This window comes from Paraburkholderia sp. J11-2 (genome assembly GCF_905220185.1).
Taxonomy (GTDB): Bacteria; Pseudomonadota; Gammaproteobacteria; order Burkholderiales; family Burkholderiaceae; genus Paraburkholderia.
Map to the genome: position 1 here is coordinate 232,698 of NZ_CAJMYY010000007.1, position 26,151 is coordinate 258,848.

A 26,151-nucleotide genomic window follows, 5' to 3' on the forward strand; every position below is an offset into this window, starting at 1 on the left:
CGGAATGACATGAACGATATCTATGTTGCCGGTGTCGGCATGACCCCGTTCGGGCGCTTGCTCGAACGCAGCGTATACGACATGGTCGGTGAGGCCGTCACCCTGGCCTTGAAAGATGCCGGCGCAGAGGCTGCCGACATCGGCTCGGCATTCTATGCCACGCTGACCAACGGTCAGTTCCAGGGGCAGACCGCGATTCCTGGGCCCATCGCCATGCGCCGCATCGGCATCGAAGGCATTCCGGTGTTCACCGTTGAAAATGCCTGTGCCGCCGGCTCTTCCGCATTCAACCTGGCTGTGCAGGCGCTGCGGGCTGGAGCCTGCGACGTAGCCCTCGCCGTCGGCGCGGAAAAAATGCACATCGCCGACAAGGCCAGGATGTTTGCCGCGTTCGATGGCGGCTGGGACGTCTCGACTGTCGAGGACAACAAGAAGACGCTGCTGGCATTGGGCGAAGGCGTGGAGCCCCCGCCCGGCACGATGTCCGATCGTCCATACAGCGTGTTCATGGACGTCTACGCCGCCATCTGCCGCAATCATATGAAGCGATACGGCACCACGCAGCAGCAACTCGCCGCGGTCGCGGCCAAGAACCACCAGCACTCGGTGCATAACCCTCTGGCGCAATTCCAGCAGCCCATGACGATCGACGAGGTGCTGGCTTCGCCGCCGATCACCTACCCGCTGACCACGGCCATGTGCTCGCCGATCAGCGACGGCGCCGCCGCCGCTCTCCTGTGCACCGCCGCCGGCCTGAAGCGCCTGCGGGGCGCCTCCGGCCGCGCCGTGCGCGTGCTGGCCAGCGTGATTCAGACCGGCACGACGCGCAGTGTCGAGGAGCCGCAAAAAATCATCGCGCACCTCGCGGCGAAGAAGGCCTACGCACAGGCCAGCGTCGCGCCCGAGGACGTTGACGTTGCCGAAGTGCACGACGCCTCGGCGATTGGCGAAATCCTCAACGCCGAATCGCTGATGCTCGTGCCGTTCGGTGAAGGCGGCCCCGCGGCCGCACGTGGCGAATTCACAGTCGGAGGACGCATCCCGGTCAATCCGTCCGGCGGGCTCGAATCGAAAGGCCATCCGATCGGCGCTACCGGTCTAGGCCAGATTCACGAACTGGTGACGCAGTTGCGCGGCGAAGCTGGACAGCGTCAGGTTCGAGACGCACGCATCGCCATTCAGGAAAACGGCGGCGGCCTGTATGGCATCGAAGAGGCCGTAGTCGGCGTCAACATACTGGCGAAATAATAAGGATACCAAAATGGGACACGTACTTCGCACTGAAGAGCAACAGGCTGCCATCGATGGACTGAGGCGCTTCCTCGACGCCGAGATCGATCCGATCTTCAGCAAGCAATACCGCGACAAGTTCGTGCCGCGCGACAAGATGGCCGAAATCATGCGTCGGTTGACGGAATTCGGGCTGGTGTCGGGCATCGCAAGCGAAGCCAACGGCGGCATGGGCCTGGATTGGCTGACTTCGCTGATGCTGTTCGAGGAGGTCGCTACCACTTCGGCCGACCTGTCGGTGCCGGTGCTGATCAATTCATTTGGCGTAGTGCTGCTCGAGAAGGTTGCCCCACCGCATTTGCGTGAACGCTACCTGCCCGGCCTGTTGAGCGGAGACAGTTTCGTCTCGATGGGCATTTCGGAACCGGACGTCGGCTCGAACGTACTGGAGATCAGAACGCGGGCGCGCCGCGATGGCGATCATTTCATCATCAACGGCGAAAAGACCTGGATCAGCAATGGCGAGTACTCGGACTTCCTGATCTGCACTTGCCGCACTAGCGACGACCCGCGCAAGGGGCTCACCCACTTTCTGCTCGACCGCAAAGAACACCCCTACGAAGTCCGCGGCATCCATAAGATCGGCTTCAACAGCCAGTCCACCGCACAGATCTTCCTGACCGACGTGCGCGTGCCGGCCTCCAACATGATCGGCAATGAAGGCGAGGGACTGCGCAATACGCTCTCGCTGTTCGAACGGTCGCGCGTATTCGTCGCTGCCCAGGGGCTGGGCATCGGTCGCCGCGCGCTCGAAGAAGCGATTCGTTATGCGAAGGATCGCCGCCAGCACGGCAAGGTTATCGCGGGTCACCAGTTGATCGCGGCGATGCTGGCCGAAATGGCGACCAACGTCGACGCAGCGCGCCTGTTGACCTACCGCGCAGCGTCGATGATCGAAGCCGGCGTACCGGCCGAAATGGAAGCGGCAATGGCCAAGTATTTCGCCTGCGAGGCAGCCGTGAAAATCGCCCGCCAGGCCGTGCAGATCCACGGGGGTAATGGCGTCACGACCGAATTCCTCGTCGAGAAGCTCGCGCGCGAGGCGATCGTCGCACCGATTCCGGAAGGCACGACCCAGATTCAGCAACTCATCATCGGCCGCGCCTTGACTGGCGTGCCTGCGTTCTAAGGCGCTGAGGCGCATTCAAAATCCACAGGACATGTCATGCGTATTGAAGGAAAAGTCATTGTCATTACCGGCGGCGCTTCGGGCCTCGGCCTCGCCACGGCACGCTATCTGGTACAGGAAAAAGGCGCGCGCGTTGCCATCTTCGATCTGAACGCCGAGTCCGGCGCCAAGGCGCTCGAGGATGTCGGCACCGACCAGGCGATGTTCGTGCAAACCGACGTGGCCAGCGAGGAATCGGTCCAGAACGCGGTCGCCGCTGTGACTGCCCGCTTCGGCACGGTTCACGTCTGCATCAATTGCGCGGCGTTGCCCACACCGTGCAAGGTGCTCGGCAAGGACGGCAAGGCCACGCCGCTGGCGAAGTTCGCACAAGTGACTGCCGTCAACGTCAACGGCGTGTTCAACGTCATGTCGAAATGCGCCGAGCAGATGGTCACGAACGAAGCAGAGGCCGGCGAGGAACGTGGCGTGATCATCAACATCTCTTCGGGTGCCGCCTACGAGGCACAGATCGGACAAGTCGCCTACGCCGCCTCCAAGGCGGCGCTGCTCGGCATGAACATGCCGGCTGCGCGGGAACTCGGTGACGTTGGCATCCGTGTCAACGCCATTGCGCCCGGCCTGTTCCTGACACCCATGGTGCAGACACTCGATGAAAAGATCGTAGCCGCGCTGAAGACGCAGATCGAAGCCCCGAGGCGCCTGGGCGACATGCGCGAGTTCGCGCACTGCTGCGCTTTCATCATCGAAAACGCCTACCTCAACGCGCACACGATCCGCCTGGACGCAGCGTCACGCCTGCGCGCGCGCTAATCGCGCTGCACTAGCGACAGAGCTGCCCTTCCTCTAAAAAGAGGGAGGGCAAAAGTACAAAGGAGACAAGTCCATGAAGATGAACTTTTGCCGCATCATGCGACTGATGACGCTGCGCTTTCGCGACCGGCAAGCGATCGTCAATGTGGAGCGCGGCCGCAGCTACAGCTACCACGAATACCATCTGCTGACCAACCGCATAGCGGATGTGCTGCGCAACACGCTCGGGGTCGGCAAAGGCGACAAGTTTCTGCTCATCCTGGATAACGACAACCTGAGCCTGATGTTGTTGCCAACCGTCCTCAAGCAGGAAGGTACGGTGGTCATGACCAACCTGCGCGACGCGCCGCAAGAACATGCGCGTCAGATCGAACTGGTCAAGCCGAAGGTCGTATTCATCGAAACGCGCCTGCTCGATGGCTACTACGCCATGTTGCGCGCGGCTGGCTGCGAGATCGTCGTCATGGACGACCCGGCGCCGGAACAGGCCGCGCGCCCCGGCGTGCGTGCGTTCTGGAGCCTGGTCGACACGGCCTCCGAACTCGACGCCAACGTCGAACTGGACGACGACGAGCACATCTTCATGTTGCGCTTCACCGGCGGCACGACTGGCCAGGGCAAATGCGCGATGTACTCAATCGACAATCTGATGGCTTGCCGCGACGGCGGTTTCAGCAACCCGGATTTCGGCTTCGATTACCGCACACGCACGTTGCATGTGGCGCCGCTCTCGCATGGCACGTTGGTCGTTTTCTTACCGACTTTTTATGCCGGCGGCACCAACCTGACGCTCAATCAGCTCGATCTCGAGCAATGGCGGCAAACGGTCGAACAGCAGCGCGTGACACATTCGTTCCTGGTGCCGACCGTGCTATACCGTCTGCTCGAATTGCAGCACCACAACCCGCGCGATCTCTCTTCGCTGAACACCCTGATCTACGGTGCAGCACCGATGAGTCCCACCCGGCTCGAAGACCTGATCAAGTGCTTCGGTCCCATCTTCGCGCAAGTCTACGCCGCCACCGAAGTCCCCATGTTTGTGTCGACGCTCGACAAGCCCGAGCACGAGCACGAGACCGGACAGCAGACTGAGAGCGGCATCCAACGTCTATCCTCGGCTGGCCGGCCGACGCCAGGCGTCGAAATTTACGTGACCGATGAGCACGGCAACCCGCTGCCAACCGGCCAGTCAGGCGAAATCCACATCCGCAGCCGTGCCGTCATCAAGGGGTACTACAACAATTCGGAAACGACGGCCGCCGAGTTTGCCGACGGGGCGTGGAAGTCGGGCGACCTCGGCTACATCGACGAGGACGGCTACCTGTACATCGTCGATCGGTTGAAGGACATGATCATCAGCGGCGGCTTCAACGTCTACGCGATCGAAGTCGAAGCGGCACTGGCCTCCCATCCGGCCGTCATGATGTCCGCTGTGGTCGGCGTTCCCCATCCTGAGTGGGGAGAGGCTGTGCATGCGGAAGTGTTGCTGCGTCCCGGCGCCTCGGTCGAGGCCGCCGAACTGATCGCGCATGCGAAGGAAAAGCTCGGCAGCTACAAGGCGCCGAAGTCGTTGGTGTTCGTCGAGCAACTGCCGACCTCAGTGGTCGGCAAAGTACTGCGGCGCGCGGTCAAGGAAAAGTACTGGCAAAACTTGCAGCGCAAGGTCAGCTAGCCATTTCTGGCAAGGCACGCGTGCCTTGATCGGTATCCACCACGCCTGCTGATTCCGTCCGTCACAACAATAGGAGTATTGATGAAAAGCATTCAGGCACGCGCATTGACGATTGCCGCATTGACGCTGGCCGCGTCCAGCAGCGCATGGTCGCAGCCAGGCCAGACGGCCAGTGTACCTGCGGGTCTGCCGGCTGCATCCGTTACGCAAAGCGCAGCGCCCCCCGTCAGCGCAAGGAAAGCCGATCGTGCGCTGCGCCGGCAGGTGTATGCCGCCATCGGCAAGCACAAGGCGATCAGCGCCGGCAATATCAGCATCGTCGCAAGAGGCGGCGCGGTGACGCTGAGCGGCACAGTCGCGGACGCTTCGCAGGTCAATGAGGTTGCGCAGATCGCGAAGGGCGTTGCGGGGGTGACTTCCGTGACCAACAAGCTGACCGTGCAGAAACCGTTTGGCGGTGCGTAAAACGCTCGCACAACGGGGGAAGTATGCGAGAGGGTTCGCAAATAGCCTGAGGCGCCTGCTGCACAGGAACAGTGTTTTGGCCGACGCCATGCATTGGCGGCATGCACCAACCGCTGCGTACGTGCACACCGTGAAGGATGGAACATGAATTTGCAGGTACTGCATGGCGTTGCCGTCGCCGCATGGCTTGTTGTTCTAGCGGTGAAAGCAGCTAACGAGGCGCAAGCGAGAGCACCCGATTCGCGCCCCATCGTCGCCGCCATGCGTGGAAGGATCGGTCTCTTTGTGGAGGCGCCGCTGATCGCGACCACTATGGTCACGGGGGTGCTGCTGCTGATGCGCATGTGGCCGGCTCCAACGCTCGTTCTCGTCAAGGCTGCATTGGGACTCGCCGCCGTTGCGGCCAACACGTTCCGCGTTTTTCTGGTCGCGACGCGCGATTGCGTAGACCACGACATGAAGCGTGTTCAACCGACACGCCGGATCACGTTAGCCCGAACGGCGATCCCGATTGGTGCCGTCGCCTGGATTATTGGGTACCTCTATTTGCACGGACAGTAGGCGCGGCAACTCTGCTTTTTTATTCATTTTTTATTTTTTTAGTATACCGAACCAATAAGAACGTAGCTAGAAAACCTTCGACGCGCGCAGTTGGCATGGAAGCGAAGCATCCAACGTGTTCAGCACGTACAGCAGTCGCAAGACTGTTTTAGAGCAAAAAAACCGGAGACGCAATGAAAGTGAAATGGATAGCCGCGGCCGCTTTAGCGGCAACAGGTGGTGCAGTACACGCACAATCGTCAGTGACGCTGTACGGTGTCGTCGATGCCGGGATGTTGTATCAAAGTACTTCGGCGGCCACGTTGAGCCCGACGGCGACCAACCTCGGCAAGGTCTTTCGCTACAAGGATGGCGGCATCTATGCAAGCTACTGGGGACTCAAGGGATCAGAGGACATCGGCGGCGGGTATCGCGTCAATTTCAGATTGCAAGGTGAGTTCGACAGCGGCACTGGCAAATTCAACCTGGGCGATACGCCGGGCGTGGCCGCACTGTTCAACCAGATCGCGTCCGTAGGTATATCGGGACCGTTCGGCACAGTGAACTTCGGTCGCCAGATCGTACCGATTACCTATGCAATGGCCGAGACCGACGTACGAGGGGCTCAGTATTTCGGCAGCATTCTGACTGCATGGCTCGGCATGAACCAGGCTGCGGGCTGGCAGGGCATCAGCACCAACGGGCCAATCGGCGCGTTGTACGACAGCAATGCAATTGTCTACGAATCGCCAAAGTTCGCCGGCCTGTCCGCCGCGCTCGAGTATGCACCCGGAGGTGTACCGGGCAGCTTCCAGGGGAACACGCGGGAGTCCGCCGTACTGAAATACTCGAACTATGGCCTTCGTTTTGCGGTTGGCTACTACCTTGGCCACGATACGAATCCCGGCCCGACAACGGTGCCTACGGGACTCGCCAATAACCGCCTTTTCTACGTGGGAGCGCTATATACGTTCCACGCATTCTCGGTTTCCGCATCATATTCGAACGGCAGGAATCCGGCGCAGTCTGAGCAGGTCAATCTCGATCTGTATTCGGGCGGCCTCGGCTACCAGTTCTCGCCTGCCTTCAAGGTTACCGGCGGCGTGTACTACCTGAAAGACCGCAACAACTCGGCCAACAAGTCGACCGCAGTGGCAGCCAGCGCGGAGTACAGCCTGTCGAAAGCTACGCTCGTCTACGGCCAGGTGGGGCACGTGAACAACCGGGGAACAATGACCCAGCCACTTACCTATGGCCAGCCCGTGGCGCCCGGCATGGCCACGACAGCGGTCATGCTGGGTATCCGTCACGTTTTCTAGCAACTGCGTCATCGTCATGTTCGACGAATGGGTACCGAATTCGTCCGTCAGGCAAGGGAATCGGCCTCGCCTGACAACTCAACCAGGCGGGAAATCTCCACTTCCGACCGGGACCCGGTCTGGTTCAGGGTCACCGGAGCCACACCTTCGGAAGGAGTCATCCCCCTATGCCTCATCCCATTTCCGCTTTGGGCGCGGGTCACACCATGGTCAGCCTGGGCCATTTCTCCTCGCATTCTTTCGCTCTGCTTACTCAAAACCGTCCTGAAGTACAAATTCCGCCATCACATCCCCGCGCAATCAATCGCCGAGGGCGCTTCACGGCAGTTTGTTAACTAACGTACCGATCAAAGAGCGTGATTTCCAGGTACAGTTACCAGGAAGCACTGCGAGACGCTACTCGCTGGCCGCCCCCTCTTTCTGCGCCTTCAATTGGTTCCTCACGGCCGTCACGCCCAGTACCGGTCTTGCCGCATTGGCGGCTCGGGAGATTTGCCAGGTCTCCGGCACCGAGCCCGTGAGCGTGACGACGCCATGGCTAACCCGAATGTGAATGTCCGAATCGTCGAGATCCGGCACGCGCCTGATGGCGCGGCGCACGTCACGCACGATCGAAGTATCGGGCCGGGTACCGGGCGTCGATGCCGAGACTCTTTGCACGGCCACACCTGGCGGGTCGTTCATGCCGGTTTGCGCGTACGCACTGCCAGCACTGGCAGCGCAGCTTGCGATGGCAACGAACGCTATCGCGCCGAGGGTGCCCAATGGGCCGCTCGCACCGTTTCTGTTCATGCTGCCTCCTTCGGGTCGTGTCTACCGAGGAAAAGCGCCACTTGCACGCATATGTTCGCACAGGATTTTGCGCGTCGCGTCCACGGTGGCCTGGAACCGCCACAATGCCCGCGCACAACCACCGCAGATGAAGTAACGGACGACGCAGGAGGTGACTTCGGCGCCGCACTACGCTACCCTAACAACTCCGATACACAAAGTCGTCGTATAACCATGTCACATATCAGCACGGGCGTCGAATACGGACTGCATTGCCTGCTTTATCTTGCCGGCACGTCTGCCGGCGTGCGCGAGGCGAGCGTGCGCGACCTCGCGGAAATGCAGGGGGTGCCGGTCGACTACGCCGCCAAGCTCTTCACGCGCCTCGCCAAGGCCGGCATCGTCGAGTCGACCGAAGGCATACGCGGCGGCTTCAGGCTCGCGAAACCCGCACGAAACATTTCGGTGCTGGACGTGGTCGACGCCATCGACGGCGAGAAGGCGCTCTTCGACTGCCGCGAGGTGCGCAGCCAATGTGCGGTGTTCAACGACGAGCCGCCCGCGTGGGCCACACGCGGCACCTGCTCGATACACGCCGTGATGCAGGGCGCCGAGCGCGCCATGCGCGCGGAACTCAAGCAACACTCGCTTGCCGATCTCGCCACCCGCGCGTATTCCAAGGCGCCTGCCAGCTATCACCATCACGTGGTGGACTGGTTCACGGAACGCGCCGCCAATCGTCGCGGATAGCCAGCGCCGCTTTGCGAACCCTTCTGGCGTGCAAGAAAAAACGCGAAAGCCTTCACCGAGGCTTCCGCGTTTGACCCAATCCGTCGCTTTCCTAACGGATCACGCAACCACGATGCGAAGCGGATCTGCTGCGGCGAGCGCCTGCTCACGGTCCGCACGCGGCGGATAGATCCACTCGGAGTTGATCTGGTGCTTGAGCTTCTTCGCCTCGGTGCCCTGCAACTTCACTTCGCGCTCCCACCCTTCCGTATAGACCGCGCCCCACGGGCCCAGATCGAGACACGTCACGTACTTCGGCTGACTATACGGAATTTGCTCGAGGCCGAGCAAATCGGCGGCGACGTTATGGCCTGCCGAGCGCCCCAGATTCATCGCGTGCTGGCACGACATCATCGTGTGATTGCCTTCGTCGTCGGTGGCCGCGCGAGCGACGTCGCCCGTTGCGTAGACACCGGGCACGCCCTCCACCGCGAGGTTGCGATCGACGTGAAGACGCCCCATGGAGTCGAGCTGGCCCGGAATCTGTGCGGTCAACGCGCTTGCGCGCAGGCCGGCCGTCCAGATCACCGTGTTCGATTCGATGCGCTCGCCGTCCGTTGTCGTGACGCCGCCGGCATCCACTGAAGCGACGCCCGCACCGAGCTTCCAGGTCACGCCGAGCGAGCCCAATGCCTCTTCGATAACGGGGCGCGGGCCTGCGCCCAGGTCCGGACCGATCTCATTGTTACGCTCGACGATGACCACCTTCACGTTTGCGTGCTCGCCCAGCGCCGCGCGAAGGCGTGCCGGCATTTCCGCCGCGGTCTCGATGCCGGTGAATCCGCCGCCCGCCACCACTACCGTATTGCGCGCGAGCGTTTCCGGCTGGCTGGACAGACTGCCGATGTGCGCTTCCAGTTCGACCGCTTCGTCGGTCTGGTCCACGCTGAAGCTGTGTTCGGCGAGGCCCGGAATCGACGGGCGGAACAGCCGGCTGCCGGTCGCCAGCACGAGGCGGTCGTAGCCGAGCGTAGTGTGCTGGCCGTCTGCGCCGGTCAGATCCACTGCGCGACGCTCCACGTGAATGCGCTCGACCGTGCCCTGGATGAACTTGACACCAGTCGCTTCGAAGATCTCTGTGAGCGGCGCCCTGAAATTCGCAGGACCTACTTCGTACAGACGCGGACGGACATGCAGATGCGGGTCGGGTGCGACCAGCGTGATTTCCACGTCCGTGCGCCCCGCTTCATCGAGCAGCCGCGCTGCGCTGAGTGCGCTCCACATGCCGGCGAAGCCGGCACCAATAACAAGAATACGCTTCGACATTTTTGCTTCTCCAATGCAGGGATACGTGAATTCGGGCGTGGCTCGCGCCGCAATCTCCGGTCGTGTGATCCGCGTCGCGCCTGCGCAACGCATAACTCGGATTCTATGAGTCGGAGTTTAAAGATGCAAGTGCCCTATTTGGGACACTCTGTTGACGATTCAGGCAACGAGGCCGCGAAGCGGCATGCGGCTACGGTTGATGGGACTTGAAGAAGTCGACCAGACTCCGCGGCGAATCGCCGCCGAGACAGACATCGAGCACCGCTTTTGCCGCCGCCGCTTCGCACGCACTGCGAGGGAAAAGCGCTGTCTCGTACGCAAGGAGCGCGGCTTCCACGTCGCCGCGATGCGCGGCAATGGCCTTTGCGAGTTCTGCACCGTCGAGCATGGCCAGGTTGGCCCCTTCGCCAGATGGGATCATCAGGTGCGCCGCATCGCCAAGCAATGTCGCGCCAGGCGTGCGCGGCCAGTTGTGCGCCACGGGGAGCGCATGAATCGGGCGAAACACGGGGGCCGTTTCGCCATCGGTGATGAGCGCAGTCAGCGCCGGCGCCCAGCCATCGAACGCATTCGCAATCGTGGCCAGAACGGCTGGCCGGTCGGACCGTTCAATGCTGTCGATCCAGTCTTGAGACTGGTTCAGCTGTACGTACGTGTGCAGCACGCCGCCCGGCTCGCGGTGTGCGACGATGCCTTTGCCCGGCGCGAGCGCAAACATGGAACCTTCGCCAACCGCTTCGGCACTCGCCTTGTGATGCGTGTCGCAGTTGAACAGATACGTCTCGATGAATGCCGTGCCGACATAGGCCGGTTTCGCGTCAGATAAGAGCAGGCGGACTTTCGACCACGCGCCATCGGCCCCCACCAGGAGATCGGTTGTCACTGTCGAGCCGTTAGCAAAGGTCAGAACGTGCCGGCCACCGCCGAGAGGAGACACCGTGTTGACTTTCTGTCCCCAGCGCACCGCGCCGGCAGGCAGCGATTCGAGCAGAATCCGCCGCAATTCTCCACGCGGGACTTCTGGTCGCCCGCCTGTTCCGTCGTCCGGCTGCTCATAAAGGACCCGGCCACCCTTGTCGAGAACCCGCGTCGCCTGCCCGCCGGGATGGATGATTTCGAGGAACCGGTCGAAGAGTCCGGCTGCCTTCAGCGCGAGCTGCCCATTGTTCTCGTGAATGTCGAGCATGCCGCCCTGCGCTCGCGCATTCGCCGAGGCTTCCGCCTCATAGATCGTCGAAGCAATACCGTGAACGTGGAGGACCCGAGCGAGCATGAGCCCGCCGAGTCCCGCGCCGATGATTGCAATCGATGTCTTCATCCTGCTCCTCTGGAACAATGTTCCATAGTAATATGGAACATTGTTCCAGAGACGTCAAGAGGATGCATGGTCAAGAAGGCGCGGAGCGTTCAACGGCGTGAGGACTCGCTCTCGCGCGAGCGGATCATCGAGGTGTCGATCGCGCTTCTGGATAGCAGCGGCGAAAGCGGCCTGACGTTTCGCGCGCTGGCCGAGCGGCTTGCCACCGGTCCCGGCGCGATTTACTGGCATGTCGAAAACAAGAGCGATCTGCTGAACGCCGCCTGCGACGCCATCGTGGCTCTCACAATGGACGCGCCATTGCCGGGCGCCACGCCACGAGAGGCAATGCGCGCCCTCGCGCTGGGTCTGTTCGACGCGATCGACGGCCACCCGTGGGTGGGTTCGGTGCTCGCGCGAAACCCGGCGCAATCGGCAATGGTTCGGATTCTTGAACGTTTGGGCCAGCAGATTCGCGCACTCGACGTGCCTGACGACGCGCAGTTGGCAACGGCGTCCGCATTGCTGAGCTATATCCTCGGCGTGAGCGGCCAGAACGCGGCGAATGCGCAGATCGCTCGCGCGCAAGATGCCGATCGAACCCACTTTCTGGACGAGGTCGCCTCGGTGTGGTCGCAGCTCGATCCCGAAGACTATCCGTTCACCCGCAGCGTGGCCAGACAGTTGCGCGAGCACGACGACCGTGCCGACTTTCTCGCTGGAATCGACCTCATCCTGCTTGGCATCGAGTCAGCGCACGGACGTTGAGCGCTACATGCCCATGCTGGTCCCTGCGCCCGTGCTCGTGCCGGTGCCCGTGCTCGTGCCGGTGCCCGTAGCCGTGCCTGTGCTCGGCGCTGCGTTCAGATCGATCCTTCCATACACACCATCGGCCTCGTCATTCGGCCCCGCCGCGAAAAACAGCGTATTGGAGGGCTGATTGCTCAGGTCGTTGCCGAACGCAATGCCCCACAGACCGGGCTCGACAATCGCGCTGCCGTTCGACGCAACGAGCGGCCCCATCGACTGGCCGCTCGCTGCATTGAACGCGTTGATCGTGCCATCGCCGAAATTGCCGATCAGTATCGCGCCGCTCATCGTGCCGAAATTCGAAGGTGCTTGCGCAATGCCCCATGGCGCGTTCAACGCGCCGCCCGACGCGAAGCGCTGCTTCAGGTTGCCGGACGTGTCGTACACGTCGACCATGCCGAGCCCCGCGCCCGCGACATCGTCGTGTTTGGCCGCGTCCTGCTTCGCGTAGGTGACGAACAGATTCGAGCCAATCGCCCGAATGCCGAACGGCGCGAAGCCGGCCGGGATCAGCGGGTCCGTGAAGGCGCCGGGCGCCGTGACCTTGCTGAACGAAGAATTGAACACATCGATCTTGTTGTTGTGGAAGTCGGTCGCGTAGAGGAAGTTGGCGTTGTTCATCGTCGCGAGCGCGAGACCCTTGTACACGGCGCCGCCCGTGCCGTCGTCGTACATGACGAACGCATTGGTGGGCCCGACCGCTGGCGCCCACGCGGTGATCGTGCCGCCCTCGCCCGCAAAGATGAACGCCGCGACGCCAGACTTGCCGTTTTCCGTGACCGTGAAGCTCTGTGTGCCGTTGAAGACGATGCCCGTGGGCGAAGCCGAACCGTTGTTGCCGTCGGGAATCGTGACCACCAGCGATTGCGGCACCCCGTTGCCGTCATACAGCGTCGCGACATTGGTGCCGTTGTCCGCAACCCACGCAAAACCGTTCGGATTGAAGGCGACACCCCAAGGGTTCTTCAGATTCGCGTCGGTGTGCGCGGCCGCCACTGCGCCATCCGAAACGAGGGCCGTCACTGCGAACGACGACTGGACCGGCGTGCTCGTACTGTTCGAGTTGCCGCTGGAACTGGAACCGCCGCCACACGACACGAGTGTCGCGATGGCCGCACCGCAAGCTACGACGCCGAATACGGCGAGTAGAGGCTTCATGACCGCACTCCTCTTTCAGTCCACCGGACTAACGGACAAAGAACGAGGAGGAAGCGGCGTTTATTCCAGCGAAGAAATAGGGGAGATGTCGCGTGCGATCGCAATGACTGAACTAGCTAGCGAAAAGCGGGCGGCGGGCAACGCGCGCTACGCGTGAGCGCCCGACACCAGCACATTCGCCGATGCCGGCGGCTTGTGCGGCGCGCCCAGCAGCGCCAGTTGCTTCTCGTGCGGCGAGAGCGCGCCACTGTCACGCTTGTCGGCCTCGGCATACTTCTGAGCCGCGTGAGACAGGTCACCTTCGTTTTCGAGCGCTTGCCCCCAAAGTTCATACGAGGGCGCGAGGTCCGGCCGCAGTTCGACCGCGCGGGACAGCCTGGCGATCGCCGCCTCGTTTTGTCCCGTGTCGACGAGCGCCTCACCCCAGTCATGGAGGATGTTCACATCGTCCTCGTGCATGGCGTTTGCGCGGCGGAATGCGCTGAGGGCTTCGTCATACCGGTGCGCGTGCAACAACACGTCGCCGAGCAAGCGCTGGTTCTCCGCCGTACTGAACTTTTCGCGGGCACCCAGCCGAAGCTCCCTGATCGCCGCGTCGATTCGCTTCTCCTGCTCGAGCGCAATGCCGAGGTTGGCTCGCAAAACGCCCGAGTGCGGGTACAGCAAGAGTGCGTCGCGTGTCAGTTGTTCCGCCTCCTCGGCGCGGTTTTGCCTGAGCAGCAGCCACCCTTTTCCCGCGAGTGCCCACAAGCGTTCCCGCGAGCCTGGCCTGCCGAGGACATCGTCATAGATCGCGTCGATCTCGCCATAGTCGCATTGGTCCAGCGAACACCGCGTCTTTTGCACCTTGGTGAAGAGATGACTGGCGAGCGTGTTCGGTTCGACGAGCCGCATGACCCTGGCCGCGATGTCCTGCATCGACTTGTCGAAGTCACTGGCGCTGAACGCGACGTCGTCGTGCATGGCGTTGAACGGGCCGTTTTCAATCTGAATATGGGCGACATAGGCATCCGCGCTGTCACCCGTATGCGTAATGCCGATATGGACGATCACGTCCGGCTTGTCGCGGAAAAACGTCAATTTCAGAAAACCGACAATCGAGGCATAGGACATGTCCTCGCCGGGAATCTTGATATCCGGACTGTCGCTATCGGCCAGCGAAGCGTCGTGCGGGACCGCGTCGCTTTCGCTGCTGATCCCACGCATGGCGGCAAGAATTCGTTGTGCCAGGAATTCCGGGGCATAGCCGGTATTGACGAATGCCGTTGGCGCTTCCACCGGCGGCACCAGGACGTGCTGTGTGCGCGCGCCGGAAATGACGAGCAAGCAAAATGGAGCAACCAGGATCAGGATGAACCAGGGGAGCACGAAAGGCCATAGCGCTCTTGGCGCACGGGCGATCCACCCGATCAGAGACCACACCTGTGACAGGCCGCCTGGCCCGCGATCCACAACGCTCGACATGATGCACCTCGACCCGGCCGCAGTTGGTGGAGTCCAACTGCCGGTCGGCGTTCATGCATCGAATGTGCCAGCACGCTCAAACGCTTCTCTGCAAGGCGTTTGCGCCATGTTTGCGAAGGTTGGGCATGGCGGGTGTCATCTCGCGACCAACGTCTACGGACAGCGAGTGCCGGGTAGAAGCAAACACATGCGAGCGGGGATCACTTCACCGCCTCCATATCTTCAACCTCGCCCGCGACCGGCACGTTGCCCGACGGACTCATCATGCGCGGCTGCAACATCAGCGCGACGAGACCTGTCCAGCCGGTCTGGTGCGAAGCGCCGACGCCGCGCCCGTTGTCGCCGTGGAAGTATTCGTGAAACAGCACGAGATCGCGGCAGCGCGGATCGGCCTGCAGCAGCGGGTACGCGCCCATCACCGGGCGCTCGTTGTTGCGGTCGAGCAGAAAGAGCGTCGTGACGCGGCGCGCGAGTTCGTCGGCGATCTGAGCGAGCGAAAGCTTCTTGTCCGAGCCGGTTGGATACTCGACGCGAAAATCGTCGCCATAGTAGCGGTGGAATTCGTACAGCGACTCGATCAGCAGATAGTTGACCGGCATCCACACCGGACCGCGCCAGTTCGAATTGCCGCCGAACACGCGCGAGTCCGATTCGGCGGGCAAATATTTGACGCGGAAATCGCAGCCGTTGTGGCGGTAAACGAAAGGTTCCTCGAGATGGCAGCGAGATAGCGCACGCACGCCATGGGCCGAGAGAAATTCGGCTTCGTCGAGCATACGCCGCAACAGCGCCTTCATGCGGTGCCCGCGCAATAGCGAGAGCAGCAAGGAATTGCCCTTGCCCGGTTCGTTCCAGCGCGACACGAGGCTCGCAAGGTCGGGCCGGTGCTGGAGGAACCAGACCAGCCGGTCGCGCAGCCCCGGCAAGCCGCCGTGCACCCGCTCCTCCAGCACGCGCACGGCGAAGAACGGAATCAGTCCGACGATCGAGCGCATGCGCAGCGGTACGTTGGTGCCGTCCGGCAGCCTCAGCTTGTCGTAGAAGAACTCGTCGACGCTGTCCCACAAGCCCGTGTCGCAGCCGTCGTCGCAACTCACCGCGCCCGCGATATACAAAAAGTGCTCGAAGAATTTCACGCCGATATCGACGAACACGTGGTTCGCAAACGCGAGTTCGAGCGCGATGCGCATGAGGTCGAGCGCGTAAGCCGCCATCCACGCCGTGCCGTCCGCCTGATCGAGGTGGCCGCCCGTCGGCAGCGGCGACGACCGGTCGAAAATGCCAACGTTGTCGAGTCCGAGGAAGCCGCCCTGGAAGATGTTGTGGCCGTCCGCGTCCTTGCGGTTCACCCACCACGAAAAGTTCAGCAGCAGCTTGTGGAAGATGAGTTCGAGAAACTCCCGGTCTGCCTTGCCGGTGATCGAACGATCGATCTCGTACACGCGCCACGCCGCCCACGCGTGCACGGGCGGGTTGGCGTCGCCGAACGCCCATTCGTATGCGGGTAATTGCCCGTTCGGATGCTGATAGCGGTCCTTCACGAGCAGCAGCATCTGCTTCTTTGCGAACATCGGATCGACCAGCGCGAACGCGACCGCCTGAAACGCGAGGTCCCACGATGCATACCACGGGTACTCCCACTTGTCGGGCATCGAGAGGATGTCCGCATTGCACAGATGCCGCCAGTCCGCATTGCGCCCGCGCAGGCGGCTTGCGGGCGGCGGCGGCTGCAGCGGGTCGCCTTCCATCCAGCGGTTCACGTCGTACTGGTAGTACTGCTTCGACCACAGCATGCCCGCCAGCGCCTGGCGCTGCACGAGCCTCGCGTCGGCGCTCTCGATGTCGCGCTGCAGCGCGCCGTAGAACGCGTCCGCTTCGGCGATGCGTTGCGCGAAGAGATGTTCGATGTCTAGCGCGACCTCTTCTTTCGCCTCGGACACGGGGCGCCAGCGCAACGTGACGACGGCGCGGCCGTGCGCCGCGATCTCGAAATGCACGCGCGCAGCCGCTTTCGTGCCGGTGTCGCGCCGGATCGCGCCATTGTTGCCGTGCACGACATAGTCGTCGAAGCCGTCCTTGAACGGGCCGGCGCCGTCCATGCCAAATAGCCGCTTGACGTTGGTCTCGTTCTCGCAAAACAGCCACTCGACGCGCGCGCCCTCTTGCGCGGCGGCCGTCACGATGAGCGGCTCGTGCGTGCCGCAGCGCGCGACAACGTGCTCACCGTCCGGCGACGACACGAGCGTGAGTGAAGGCTTGTCTCCCGCAGCCTTCCACGACCACGTGTTGCGCGCCCAGATCTGCGGCAGCACGTCGATCGATGCGTGCTGGCCGCCGCGGTTCTCGACGCTCACGCGCATCACGATGTCTTCCGGCGTGTGCTTTGCATATTCGATCTGCACATCGAAATAACACTCGTCGTCGAACGCACCCGTATCGAGGATTTCATACTCGGGCAAACCGGCGCCGCGCCGCGCGTTTTCGTCGATCAGGTCCTGGTAGGGAAACGCCGCCTGCGGGTACTTGTAGAGCATGCGCATATACGAATGCGTCGGCGTGCTGTCGAGGTAGAAGTACAGCTCCTTCACGTCCTCGCCATGATTGCCTTCCTCGTTCGTGAGGCCGAACAGACGCTCCTTCAAGATCGGATCGTGGCCGTTCCACAGCGCGATCGAGCAGCACCAGTTCAGCCGCTCGTCGGCGAACCCGGCCAGGCCGTCCTCGCCCCAGCGATAGGCGCGCATTCGCGCGTGATCGTGCGGGAAGTAGTCCCACGCGGTGCCGTGCTCGCTGTAATCCTCGCGCACCGTACCCCATTGGCGCTCGCTGAGGTACGGCCCCCAGCGTTGCCAGCGAGCGTAATCGGCCGAGTACAGGCGTTGGCCTTCGACCGTGTGGATGAGGCCGGCGGCGCGCTGCAGCATGGGCATCTCCTTGAATTGGGGCCGCCGAGGTGGGGCCGCCAAGGTGGGACTTGCGACGGCGGGCGGCGCTCATGCGCCGCGAGTCTCCCATGCTAGCGCGGTTTGCCTGCCCGGCGCGCGGAGCGGGCAATATGTGCGAGCTAATCGGCGTCGCCGAGCCGCTTGAGAACGCGCAGCAGTTCGCCGAGCGACCATGCCTGGAACGGTGTGCCGCCGGGCCGGTGCGGCGCGTCGCCATCGGCGACTTCGGAAATATGGTCGAGCCCGGCGTGGTCGAGATGCGCGAGCAGCGGTGCGATGAAACGCTCGCGCGCGAACGCGCGTTGCGCCGCCGTATCGCCGTTCACACGCAACCAGGCGTCAACGAAAGGACCGAGCAACCAGGGCCAGACAGTGCCCTGATGATAGGCGCCGTCGCGCTCCAGCACGCCGCCACCGTATTGCCCGCGATACGCGCGGTCCGACGGCGCAAGCGTACGCAACCCCATGGGCGTGAGCAAATGCGCTTGAACCTGCGCGACGACCGCGCGCGCCGCATCGCCTGCCAGCAGTGCGAACGGCAGACCGCCCGCCGCAAAGATCTGGTTCGGCCGAATCGAGCTGTCGGCCGTACCCGCCACGTGATCGACGTCGACCACGTCGAACAACGCGCCCGTAGACGGATCGACAAAGCGCGCGGCAAACGCGGCGCTGGCGCGCGCATCGAGTTCGTGCCAGCGCGTGTCCCATGCCCCAGCGATGCGCAGCGCGTTGATCCACAGCGCCTGGATTTCGACCGGCTTGCCGATGCGCGGCGTGACCACCCAGTCGCCCGCCTTCGCATCCATCCAGGTGAGCTGCACGCCCGGCACGCCCGCTCGCAGCAAGCCGTCACGCGGGTCGGCTGCGATCTGGAAGCGCGTACCGCGCGCGTAGCCTTCGAGAATCGCGTTCACGGCGCCTTGCAGCACACGCCGCGCTTCGGGAGGCACGTTCTGCGCCGCGAAATAGTCGTGCACCGCCACGATGAACCACAGCGATGCATCGACGGAGTTGTATTCGGGCACACCACCCGCGTCGGGAAAGCGGTTCGGCAGCATGCCTTCGGACACCGTCGCCGCCCATTCGAGCAGGATCGCGCCAGCCTCCTCAAAGCGGCCGTTCGCGAGCAGCAGACCGCGCATGGCAATGAACGTGTCGCGGCCCCAGTCGGTGAACCACGGATAGCCCGCGACGATCGTGCGGCCGTCACCGCGCGAAACGACATAGGCGCTGGCCGAACGTTGCAGACGCGAGCCGAGCGACGCCCGGCGCACTTCCTCGAAACCGGCGAGCAGTTGTGCGCGGCTCGCCGCGCTTTCGTTGTCTTCCTGCTGGGTATCGTTCGTGCTGGACAATGGTTGCGCGCGCAACAACAAAACGGCGTCGCCTTTGGCGAGATCGAAGGCGAACACGCCAGGCGTCGCGAGATCCTCGATGCAGTCGAGCCCGCGCTCCCGTTCACGCGTGTAGCAGAAGTTGCGGTACCAATCCGGCGCATGGGTATAGCGGCCGTTCGAGTGGGCGACAATGGCAGGCAAATCGCCATACGGTTGCCAGCGCACGTGCTCGCCGTCAATCCGGGCATCAAAATTGAATGCGGCATTCTCGTGGTGCAGCGCGTGGTAATCGCGGCCCGAGATCAGCGGGCGGACTTTCAGCACCAGGCCGCCTGCTCCGGACGGTGCTTCGAGCCGCCAGCGCAGCACCGTCTCGCGGCTCGCTTTCGCAACGAACACCTCGGTTGTGAGCACACCGCCGCTGTCCAGCCGGTAGCGCCACGTGGGCCACGGGGAAGTGTCGAAGCTTGCGATGCTTTTCGACGTATCCGGAGAAAGCAGATCCGGCGCGTAGCGCTGCATGGTCAGCGCCGTTTTGCGCTCCCCGTCCTCGAGCCAGGCTTCGACACCGTTCACGAGCACCACGCGGTCCGTGGGCGGGTGCCTCGCCGTGAGCAGCAGCGCATGATAGCGGCGCGTGCGCGCGGTCCCCACGGTGCCGGAGGCGAATCCGCCAGCGCCGTCTGCTTCGAGCCATTCGTTGTCGAAGCACTCCGCATCGATGGGGCTGTCAAGGCGCGTCATGGGGTGTCCTGCTCTCGTGGATCACCTGCGCAACGATACTCCCGTCGGCTTGCCCCTGCAGGAAAACGTCTACGTGCGAGCAGGCTGCCCGCGCCGCTGCCGATAGTGAATCTGCGCGGGCACCTGAATCGACTCGGGCGCGCCATCGCCCTCGAGCAGCGAAAAGACGCAGCGCAGGCTATGTTCAGCGAGTTGGCCGCTGTCCTGCACGATAGCGTCGATGCGAAGCGGCAGACAGTCGAGCAGTTGATGATCGTCGAACGTCATCACGCGGCCCGGCGCCTGTGCGAGCTGGTGCGCTTCGTTCACGAACTCCAGCAAGCCTTCGAGCAGCGTAATGGAGCCGGCGAAAAGCGCCTCGGGATAGCGCCCATGCGCCTCGAACCAGGCTTTCATCAGCGCATAGCCCGACTCGCGCTGATAGTCGCGTTGAAACACCCAGTCGTCCTGCTCCATCACGCCATGCCGCTCGAGCGCGAGCCGATAGCCCGCCAGGCGGTCGCGGCTCGGCGAGAGTTCCGGCTGGCCGCCGAAAAACACCACTTCACGCGCGCCTTGCTCGATCGTCTCACCGACCAGAGCGGCCACGGTTTCGGCGGCGTCGGTGATCACGTAGGGAATGGCGCTTGTCGCCACGCGGCGATCGGCGAACACGATCGGCAAGCGCTTGACCCATTTGTCGTAGCGCGGCGCGTCCGCCGTGCACGGCACGACCACCACGCCGTCCACCTGCTGCGCAACCAGATGCGCAATGCCCTCGGTCTCGCGCACCGGATCTTCGTCGCTCGTCACGATCACGAGTTGATACCGGTAGCGCTCGCGGCATTGCCACTCCATGGCCTGCGCGAGCGCGGCGTGCGCCGAGTTGGTCAGGTCGGGAATCACGAGGCCGATCGTGTTGCTGCGCCGCGAGCGCAGCGCGCGTGCCGATTGCGACGGCGTGAAGTGATGGTCCCGCGCCACCTGCAGCACGCGCTCGACCGTCGCCGCCGAAATGCGGTAGCGCTCGGCATTGCCGTTGAGCACCATGCTGGCCGTGGTGCGCGAGACCTCCGCGAGGCGGGCAATGTCGTCGATAGTCAGACGCTCGAACTGGGACACGCGGCGTTCCTGCTGGGTGTGGGTTGGGGATCGCGTGAACGCGAGAGCGAAGAGCCGGCGCTGCGGCCGTGAGGAAGGGGAACCCCAAACGAAGCGCCCCGTGTGGCACGGGGCGCCCGGTGCTTCCGAGGCGCGCGCAGACGCGAAACTCTTCGCGTCAGATGGTACTACGCTCGCGCGCGCCTGAAAATGCGCTTACTGCTTGTACAGATTCAACGGCACGGGGATGAACTTGTCGACCGGCTTGCCGTCGACGAGCTGCTTCGCGGTCTGCACGCCATACTGACCGATCAGTTCGGGCTGCTGCTGCACGGTGGCGGCCATCTGGCCGGCCTTGACCGCGGCGATCGCGTCGTCGGTGGCGTCGAAGCCGACCACGGCCACGTCCTTCAAGCCTGCCGCCTGCAGCGCCTTCACCGCGCCCAGCGCCATTTCGTCGTTCTGCGCGAACACGCCCTGAATGTCCTTGTTGCTCTGAATGATGTTTTCCATCACCGAAAGGCCCTTGGCGCGATCGAAGTCTGCGGGCTGCTTCGTGGCGATCTTCACGCCGCCCTTCGCCGCGATTTCATCGTCGAAACCGGCGCCGCGTTCGTTGGCCGCCGACGAACCCGGAATGCCTTGCAGCTCGACGATGTTGCCCTTGCCGCCCAGCTTCTCGGCGAGGAAGTCGGCGGCCATCTTGCCGCCCGCCTTGTTGTCGGACGCAATATGCGAGCTGACTTCGGCGCCGTTCACGCTACGGTCGAGCGAGATCACCTTGATGCCCTTGCTCGTCGCTTCCTTCACGACGTTGGCCACCGCCGAAGAATCGGTCGGGTTGATGAGGATGACGTTGACCTTCTTTTCGATCAGGTCTTCCACACTCGCCTGCTGCTTCGCGGGGTCGTTCTGCGCGTCGACGGTGATGAGCGTCACGCCGTCCTTCTTCGCTTCGTCTTCGGCGCCCTTCTTGAGCGAAACGAAGAACGGATTATTGAGCGTCGAGATCGACAGGCCGACCGTGACCGCGCCGCCCGAAGCGGGCGCCGCCGCCGATGCGCCGCTTGCGCCCGCATCAGTGCTGCCCGGGCCTTCCTTCGAGCAGGCCGCGAGGCCCAGCGCGAGCGAACCGGCGACGAGCGCCGAAAGAAGCTTCGAGATCGACGGCGAGTTGTGCTTATGCATAGTCTTCCTCCTCGTTATATGTGGAGTGTGTGGAGTTAAAAATTAAGGATAGCTACTGATAAGACGTTGCCGCGTCGCGCAACCATTGCGCGACGCGGCCATTCAGTTACGACGACTTCTTGTTGCCGCGATCGATCAGCACGGCGAGCAGGATCACGATGCCCTTGATGACCTGCTGATAAAACGACGACACGTCGAGCAGGTTCAGGCCGTTGTTGAGCACGCCGATCAGGAGCGCGCCCACGAGCGTGCCGAAGATCCAGCCGCGGCCGCCAGTGAGGCTCGTGCCGCCCAGCACGACCGCCGCAATCGCGTCGAGCTCGTAGCCCGTGCCCGCGGTCGGCTGCGCGGAGTTCAGGCGCGAGGTCAGCACCACGCCGGCGAGCGCCGACATGACACCCGCGATCGTGTAGACCCACAACTGGATACGGTCGACCTTCACGCCGGAAAGCTTGGCCGATTCGGCGTTGCCGCCGGTTGCATAGATATGGCGGCCGAACACGGTCTTGCGCAGCAGCACCCAGAACACGCCGAACATCACGAGCATGAGCACGACGGGAATCGGCACGAGGCGCGCGACATAGCCGCCGCCGAGCAGCGAGAAGAAGTCGCTGTTGAAGCTGCTGATCGGGCTGCCGTTCGAGACAACGAGCGCGAGGCCGCGCAGCACCGTCATCGAACCGAGCGTGGCGATGAACGGCGCGACCTTGCCCTTGCTGATGACGAGACCGTTCGCAAAGCCCATCACGCCGCCCGCCACGAGACCGGCGAGCGTCGCGACGATAGCGGGCGTGCCGGAACTGAGCAGCGTGGCGATGATCACGGAGGAAAGCGCGAGCACCGAGCCCGCCGAAAGATCGATGCCGCCGAGCAGGATCACGAGCGTCATGCCGAACGCGATCAGCGCGTTGATCGACGCCTGGCGCATCACGTTGAGCAGATTGTCGACCGTGAGGAAATCGCGGCTCACGATCGAGAGCGCCACGGCAATGATCAGCAGTGCTACGAAGGGTCCGAGCTTTTGCAGCGTCGCCCGGCTGCCGGGGGTGAGGGTCACTTGCGACATGTCATGTCTCTCGAGATTGCAATGAATGGGTAAGCGCCAGCGCTCAAACGGCGACGGCGTGCGCCGCGCCCACCTGGCCGCCGGCCGCGGCCGTCATGATCAGTTCCTGGTTAGCCGTGGCCGCCTCGAAGATGCCGTTCTGGCGCCCCTGGTGCATGACGAGAATGCGGTCGCTCATGGCCAGCACTTCGGGCAGTTCGGACGACACCATGACAATGGCAACGCCCTGCTGCGCAAGCTGATTGATGATCGTGTAGATCTCGGCCTTGCCGCCCACGTCCACGCCGCGCGTGGGCTCGTCGAGCAGCAGCACTTTCGGCGGCTGCGCGAGCCACTTCGCGAACACGACCTTCTGCTGGTTGCCGCCCGAAAGCGCCTTGACGTCGAGTTCCGCGTCGCGCGTGCGCACGCGCAACTGCTTGATGAGGCCGTCGACAGCGCTGCGTTCCGCGCGCTCGTTCACGAAGCCTAGCGTGGCGTACTGGTCCAGATGCACGAGCGTCGCGTTTTCCCGCACCGACATGCCGAGCACGAGCCCCTGACGCTTGCGGTCTTCCGTGACGAAGCCGATACCCGCCGCGATCGCGCTGGACGCGTCGCGCACGTCGAGCACCTTGCCGTCCAGCGTCACCGTGCCGGCGGTTTTGCGGTTCGCGCCGAACAGCGTGCGCAGAATCTCGCTGCGCCCCGCGCCCATGAGACCGGCGATACCGAGCACCTCGCCCGCGCGCACCTCGAACGTAATGCCTTCGATATGGCCTTCGTCCGCAAGACCGGCCACGCGCAAGCGCACGTCGCCCGGCGCATGGCTGCGTTTCGGGAAACGCTCGCCAATCTCGCGGCCCACCATGAGCCGCACGATCTCGTCGAAATCCGTCTCACGAATCGCGCGCTCGCCGACGAAATGCCCGTCGCGCAACACGCTGATCTTGTCGCACACGCGGAAGATCTCCTCCATGCGGTGCGAGACGTAGACGATCGCCACACCGCTCGCCTTCAGCGACTGCATGATCTCGAACAGCGTTTCGATCTCGCGGTTCGTGAGCGCGGCGGTGGGCTCGTCCATCACGAGCACTTGAGCGTTCAGCGAAAGCGCCTTGGCAATTTCCACGAGCTGCTGCTGGCCGATGGAGAGGCGCCCCGCCTCCGTCTGCGGGTCGATACGCTGCGCGCCGACCTTGTCGAGCCACTTGCGCGCCTCTTTGCGCATGGTCGCGGTATCGACCATGCCGAAGCGGCTCGGCTCGCGGCCCAGGAACAGATTCTCCATCACCGTCAGTTGCGGGATGAGGTTCAATTCCTGGTGAATGATGGCAATGCCCGCGCGTTCGGCCTCGACCGTGCTGCGGATTTGCAGCGCGCGCCCATCGACGAGGATCTCGCCCGCGTCGGCCTGATGCACGCCGCTCAGAATCTTCATGAGGGTCGATTTGCCTGCGCCGTTCTCGCCCATCAGTGCGTGGATCTCGCCTGCCTCGATGCGGAAATCGACGCCTTCGAGCACCCGAACCGGACCGAACGCCTTGCCGATCCCCTGCATCATCACTTGCATCCTGGACCTCTCAGAAGATCACGCCCGAATGCAGGATCACATTCGCATAGGGGCTGCACTCGCCGGTGCGGATCACCGCTTTCGCCTCGCGGCAGCGGCGCTTGAACTCTTCGTGCGGCACGTTTTCCACGGCGATGTGCGCGGCCGCCATGTCGCGGCAGCGCGCCACCACGGCTGCGTTGTGCGTGTGCGCCTCGCTCGCGAACACGGCGCGCTCGGCCTTGAAGTCGGCGAGCACGCTGTCGAGCACGGCAAAGAAGTCGGGCACGCCAGCCGCGAGCGAGACGTCGATGCATTCCACGCCGTCGGGTACCGGCAGCCCGCAGTCGGCGATCACGAGGCTGTCCGTGTGGCCCATGCGGGCCAGCACGCGTGCGATGTCACGATTCAGATGTCCGTGTTTTTTCACTGCGTATCTCAGGCTTGCGTGTTCAGGAAGGCTTCGAGCTCAGCGAGCGTGGGCATGCCGCCTTGCGCACCGGCGCGCGTCACGGAAAGCGCGCCCGCAGCGTTTGCGCGCCGCACGGCCTCGCCCATGCCGAGATGCCAGAACGCCGCCAGCGCGCCGTTGAAGGTGTCGCCCGCGCCAGTCGTATCGACAGCATCGACCGCGAAGCCCGGCTGATGCACGAGCGCGCCATTGGCGTCGGGGTTGGCGTCGGGGTTGGCGTAATACGCGCCATCTTTACCGTGCGTCATGGCAATGCGCACGGGCGAGCGCGCGATGACCTCGGCCCACGCGCCTTCTGGCGTTTGCAGCGCGGTCGCGAGTTCATGCTCGTTTGGCGTGAGCAGCGAGGTCAACTCGAGCAGTTCGCTGCTCAGTTCGACTGCGGGTGCGGGATTGAGAAAGAAGGGCTTGCCGTGTTCGCGGGCGCACCGCGCGGCGTGCAGCACCGTTGCGTACGGCACTTCGAGTTGCGCGAGCACGACGTCGGCCTGTGCAATCGCCGCGCTTGCGCGGTCGATGTCTTCGGGCGAAAGCTCGTGGTTCGCGCCGGGCACGACGATGATCGCGTTGTCACCGCCCGAAAGCGTGATCGATGCAATGCCGGTCGCTTCGCGACCCGTGCTCACGTGGGCGATATCGACGCCTTCGCGCGCGAGCGTCGCTTTCATTTCGCCGCCGAAGGCGTCTGCCCCCACACAGCCGATCATCGTGACCTCGGCGCCCAGGCGCGCCGCCGCAACCGCCTGATTCGCGCCCTTGCCGCCCGGATGCGTCGAAAAATGCGTGCCGAACAGCGTTTCGCCGAGCCGGGGAAACGTGTCGGTCGTGACGACCATGTCCATGTTGATGCTGCCCACCACCACTACGCGCGCCATTGCACTCCCTTTCGACGGTTTCCCGCATCCGCGGTTTTTTGCCGTGCTAAAACGTAATCAGCTTGGGAGCGCAGTTATACCAGAGTCCTCCCGCGGGTGAAATAGACCCAGGGTATAACCGGATGCGCGG

The 26,151-nt window shown here is 63.4% G+C and carries 23 protein-coding genes; 10 read left to right on the forward strand and 13 right to left on the reverse strand.

Going from position 1 to position 26,151, the window contains the following annotated elements:
* The first annotated feature begins 9 nt into the window (after positions 1-9).
* The 7 genes from U5A57_RS12470 (at position 10) to U5A57_RS12500 (ending at position 7,228) form a co-directional block, all read left to right on the forward strand.
* Positions 10-1,248, forward strand: coding sequence for a thiolase family protein (locus tag U5A57_RS12470; RefSeq protein ID WP_321911207.1), 1,239 nt, complete (start codon positions 10-12; stop codon positions 1,246-1,248).
* A 13-nt stretch (positions 1,249-1,261) separates the two neighbouring features.
* Positions 1,262-2,419 carry an acyl-CoA dehydrogenase family protein gene (locus U5A57_RS12475; protein WP_321911209.1) on the forward strand — a complete coding sequence of 386 codons (1,158 nt, stop codon included), beginning with the start codon at positions 1,262-1,264 and terminating at the stop codon, positions 2,417-2,419.
* Positions 2,420-2,455: 36 nt separating this feature from the next.
* Positions 2,456-3,232 (forward strand): SDR family NAD(P)-dependent oxidoreductase, encoded by a 777-nt coding sequence (locus U5A57_RS12480; RefSeq protein ID WP_321911211.1) that lies wholly within the window; start codon positions 2,456-2,458, stop codon positions 3,230-3,232.
* A gap of 97 nt (positions 3,233-3,329) precedes the next feature.
* A complete protein-coding gene (locus U5A57_RS12485) occupies positions 3,330-4,904 on the forward strand; it encodes a class I adenylate-forming enzyme family protein (RefSeq protein ID WP_321911212.1) in 1,575 nt (524 codons plus the stop codon).
* A gap of 81 nt (positions 4,905-4,985) precedes the next feature.
* Positions 4,986-5,369, forward strand: coding sequence for a BON domain-containing protein (locus tag U5A57_RS12490; RefSeq protein WP_321911214.1), 384 nt, complete (start codon positions 4,986-4,988; stop codon positions 5,367-5,369).
* A 144-nt stretch (positions 5,370-5,513) separates the two neighbouring features.
* Positions 5,514-5,930: a hypothetical protein gene (locus U5A57_RS12495; RefSeq protein ID WP_321911216.1), complete on the forward strand. Its 417-nt coding sequence runs from the start codon at positions 5,514-5,516 to the stop codon at positions 5,928-5,930.
* Positions 5,931-6,103: 173 nt separating this feature from the next.
* Positions 6,104-7,228, forward strand: coding sequence for a porin (locus U5A57_RS12500; RefSeq protein ID WP_321911218.1), 1,125 nt, complete (start codon positions 6,104-6,106; stop codon positions 7,226-7,228).
* 396 nt (positions 7,229-7,624) lie between these two features.
* Here the strand turns inward: U5A57_RS12500 and U5A57_RS12505 are convergent, their stop codons facing one another.
* The gene (locus U5A57_RS12505; protein ID WP_321911220.1) at positions 7,625-8,020 is read right to left on the reverse strand and encodes a BON domain-containing protein; all 396 of its coding nucleotides are present in this window, start codon (positions 8,018-8,020) and stop codon (positions 7,625-7,627) included.
* A 213-nt stretch (positions 8,021-8,233) separates the two neighbouring features.
* Between U5A57_RS12505 and U5A57_RS12510 the strand changes: the two genes are divergently transcribed.
* Positions 8,234-8,749 (forward strand): Rrf2 family transcriptional regulator, encoded by a 516-nt coding sequence (locus U5A57_RS12510; RefSeq protein WP_321911222.1) that lies wholly within the window; start codon positions 8,234-8,236, stop codon positions 8,747-8,749.
* Between the two features lie 99 nt (positions 8,750-8,848).
* On the opposite strand, the gene U5A57_RS12515 is transcribed toward U5A57_RS12510, so the two are convergent.
* Complete coding sequence (locus U5A57_RS12515) at positions 8,849-10,054, reverse strand: NAD(P)/FAD-dependent oxidoreductase (RefSeq protein WP_321911224.1); 1,206 nt, start codon at positions 10,052-10,054, stop codon at positions 8,849-8,851.
* Between the two features lie 190 nt (positions 10,055-10,244).
* Positions 10,245-11,372, reverse strand: a complete 1,128-nt coding sequence (locus tag U5A57_RS12520; RefSeq protein WP_321911225.1) for an NAD(P)/FAD-dependent oxidoreductase — start codon at positions 11,370-11,372, stop codon at positions 10,245-10,247.
* Here U5A57_RS12520 and U5A57_RS12525 point away from each other — a divergent pair.
* Complete coding sequence (locus tag U5A57_RS12525; RefSeq protein ID WP_321911227.1) at positions 11,301-12,119, forward strand: TetR/AcrR family transcriptional regulator; 819 nt, start codon at positions 11,301-11,303, stop codon at positions 12,117-12,119. The two genes, U5A57_RS12520 and U5A57_RS12525, sit on opposite strands and share 72 nt — an antisense overlap.
* A gap of 3 nt (positions 12,120-12,122) precedes the next feature.
* Here U5A57_RS12525 and U5A57_RS12530 read toward each other — a convergent pair whose 3' ends face one another.
* A complete protein-coding gene (locus tag U5A57_RS12530; protein ID WP_321911229.1) occupies positions 12,123-13,319 on the reverse strand; it encodes a TIGR03118 family protein in 1,197 nt (398 codons plus the stop codon).
* On the opposite strand from U5A57_RS12530, the gene U5A57_RS12535 reads away from it, so the two are divergent.
* Positions 13,318-13,476, forward strand: a complete 159-nt coding sequence (locus U5A57_RS12535) for a hypothetical protein (RefSeq protein WP_321911231.1) — start codon at positions 13,318-13,320, stop codon at positions 13,474-13,476. The two genes, U5A57_RS12530 and U5A57_RS12535, sit on opposite strands and share 2 nt — an antisense overlap.
* On the opposite strand, the gene U5A57_RS12540 is transcribed toward U5A57_RS12535, so the two are convergent.
* The 9 genes from U5A57_RS12540 to rbsK all read right to left on the reverse strand — a co-directional run bounded on the left by U5A57_RS12540 (position 13,467) and on the right by rbsK (position 26,021).
* Positions 13,467-14,783, reverse strand: a complete 1,317-nt coding sequence (locus tag U5A57_RS12540) for a tetratricopeptide repeat protein (RefSeq protein WP_321911233.1) — start codon at positions 14,781-14,783, stop codon at positions 13,467-13,469. The two genes, U5A57_RS12535 and U5A57_RS12540, sit on opposite strands and share 10 nt — an antisense overlap.
* A 200-nt stretch (positions 14,784-14,983) precedes the next feature.
* Complete coding sequence (locus U5A57_RS12545) at positions 14,984-17,713, reverse strand: MGH1-like glycoside hydrolase domain-containing protein (RefSeq protein WP_321911235.1); 2,730 nt, start codon at positions 17,711-17,713, stop codon at positions 14,984-14,986.
* 134 nt (positions 17,714-17,847) lie between these two features.
* Positions 17,848-19,809, reverse strand: coding sequence for an amylo-alpha-1,6-glucosidase (locus tag U5A57_RS12550; protein WP_321911237.1), 1,962 nt, complete (start codon positions 19,807-19,809; stop codon positions 17,848-17,850).
* A gap of 69 nt (positions 19,810-19,878) precedes the next feature.
* The gene (locus U5A57_RS12555; RefSeq protein ID WP_321911239.1) at positions 19,879-20,910 is read right to left on the reverse strand and encodes a substrate-binding domain-containing protein; all 1,032 of its coding nucleotides are present in this window, start codon (positions 20,908-20,910) and stop codon (positions 19,879-19,881) included.
* Between the two features lie 195 nt (positions 20,911-21,105).
* Positions 21,106-22,077, reverse strand: coding sequence for a ribose ABC transporter substrate-binding protein RbsB (gene rbsB / locus U5A57_RS12560; RefSeq protein ID WP_321911241.1), 972 nt, complete (start codon positions 22,075-22,077; stop codon positions 21,106-21,108).
* 106 nt (positions 22,078-22,183) lie between these two features.
* The gene (locus tag U5A57_RS12565) at positions 22,184-23,143 is read right to left on the reverse strand and encodes an ABC transporter permease (RefSeq protein ID WP_158762149.1); all 960 of its coding nucleotides are present in this window, start codon (positions 23,141-23,143) and stop codon (positions 22,184-22,186) included.
* A gap of 43 nt (positions 23,144-23,186) precedes the next feature.
* Positions 23,187-24,695, reverse strand: coding sequence for a sugar ABC transporter ATP-binding protein (locus U5A57_RS12570; protein ID WP_321911243.1), 1,509 nt, complete (start codon positions 24,693-24,695; stop codon positions 23,187-23,189).
* A 10-nt stretch (positions 24,696-24,705) separates the two neighbouring features.
* Complete coding sequence (rbsD, locus tag U5A57_RS12575; protein ID WP_321911245.1) at positions 24,706-25,104, reverse strand: D-ribose pyranase; 399 nt, start codon at positions 25,102-25,104, stop codon at positions 24,706-24,708.
* 8 nt (positions 25,105-25,112) lie between these two features.
* A complete protein-coding gene (gene rbsK, locus U5A57_RS12580) occupies positions 25,113-26,021 on the reverse strand; it encodes a ribokinase (protein ID WP_321911247.1) in 909 nt (302 codons plus the stop codon).
* Between the last annotated feature and the right edge of the window lie 130 nt (positions 26,022-26,151).

What these genes read in the sequence shown, in the direction of transcription:
- U5A57_RS12550 (WP_321911237.1), bottom strand. Translation starts at nt 19,809, where the DNA reads ATGACGCGCCTTGACAGCCCCATCGATGCGGAGTGCTTCGACAACGAA.
- U5A57_RS12530 (WP_321911229.1), bottom strand. Translation starts at nt 13,319, where the DNA reads ATGAAGCCTCTACTCGCCGTATTCGGCGTCGTAGCTTGCGGTGCGGCC.
- U5A57_RS12485 (WP_321911212.1), top strand. Translation starts at nt 3,330, where the DNA reads ATGCGACTGATGACGCTGCGCTTTCGCGACCGGCAAGCGATCGTCAAT.
- U5A57_RS12470 (WP_321911207.1), top strand. Translation starts at nt 10, where the DNA reads ATGAACGATATCTATGTTGCCGGTGTCGGCATGACCCCGTTCGGGCGC.
- U5A57_RS12540 (WP_321911233.1), bottom strand. Translation starts at nt 14,783, where the DNA reads ATGTCGAGCGTTGTGGATCGCGGGCCAGGCGGCCTGTCACAGGTGTGG.
- U5A57_RS12565 (WP_158762149.1), bottom strand. Translation starts at nt 23,143, where the DNA reads ATGTCGCAAGTGACCCTCACCCCCGGCAGCCGGGCGACGCTGCAAAAG.
- U5A57_RS12545 (WP_321911235.1), bottom strand. Translation starts at nt 17,713, where the DNA reads ATGCCCATGCTGCAGCGCGCCGCCGGCCTCATCCACACGGTCGAAGGC.
- U5A57_RS12570 (WP_321911243.1), bottom strand. Translation starts at nt 24,695, where the DNA reads ATGCAAGTGATGATGCAGGGGATCGGCAAGGCGTTCGGTCCGGTTCGG.
- U5A57_RS12505 (WP_321911220.1), bottom strand. Translation starts at nt 8,020, where the DNA reads ATGAACAGAAACGGTGCGAGCGGCCCATTGGGCACCCTCGGCGCGATA.
- U5A57_RS12510 (WP_321911222.1), top strand. Translation starts at nt 8,234, where the DNA reads ATGTCACATATCAGCACGGGCGTCGAATACGGACTGCATTGCCTGCTT.
- U5A57_RS12535 (WP_321911231.1), top strand. Translation starts at nt 13,318, where the DNA reads ATGACCGCACTCCTCTTTCAGTCCACCGGACTAACGGACAAAGAACGA.
- rbsB (WP_321911241.1), bottom strand. Translation starts at nt 22,077, where the DNA reads ATGCATAAGCACAACTCGCCGTCGATCTCGAAGCTTCTTTCGGCGCTC.
- U5A57_RS12480 (WP_321911211.1), top strand. Translation starts at nt 2,456, where the DNA reads ATGCGTATTGAAGGAAAAGTCATTGTCATTACCGGCGGCGCTTCGGGC.
- U5A57_RS12515 (WP_321911224.1), bottom strand. Translation starts at nt 10,054, where the DNA reads ATGTCGAAGCGTATTCTTGTTATTGGTGCCGGCTTCGCCGGCATGTGG.
- U5A57_RS12475 (WP_321911209.1), top strand. Translation starts at nt 1,262, where the DNA reads ATGGGACACGTACTTCGCACTGAAGAGCAACAGGCTGCCATCGATGGA.
- U5A57_RS12520 (WP_321911225.1), bottom strand. Translation starts at nt 11,372, where the DNA reads ATGAAGACATCGATTGCAATCATCGGCGCGGGACTCGGCGGGCTCATG.
- rbsK (WP_321911247.1), bottom strand. Translation starts at nt 26,021, where the DNA reads ATGGCGCGCGTAGTGGTGGTGGGCAGCATCAACATGGACATGGTCGTC.
- U5A57_RS12490 (WP_321911214.1), top strand. Translation starts at nt 4,986, where the DNA reads ATGAAAAGCATTCAGGCACGCGCATTGACGATTGCCGCATTGACGCTG.
- U5A57_RS12500 (WP_321911218.1), top strand. Translation starts at nt 6,104, where the DNA reads ATGAAAGTGAAATGGATAGCCGCGGCCGCTTTAGCGGCAACAGGTGGT.
- U5A57_RS12495 (WP_321911216.1), top strand. Translation starts at nt 5,514, where the DNA reads ATGAATTTGCAGGTACTGCATGGCGTTGCCGTCGCCGCATGGCTTGTT.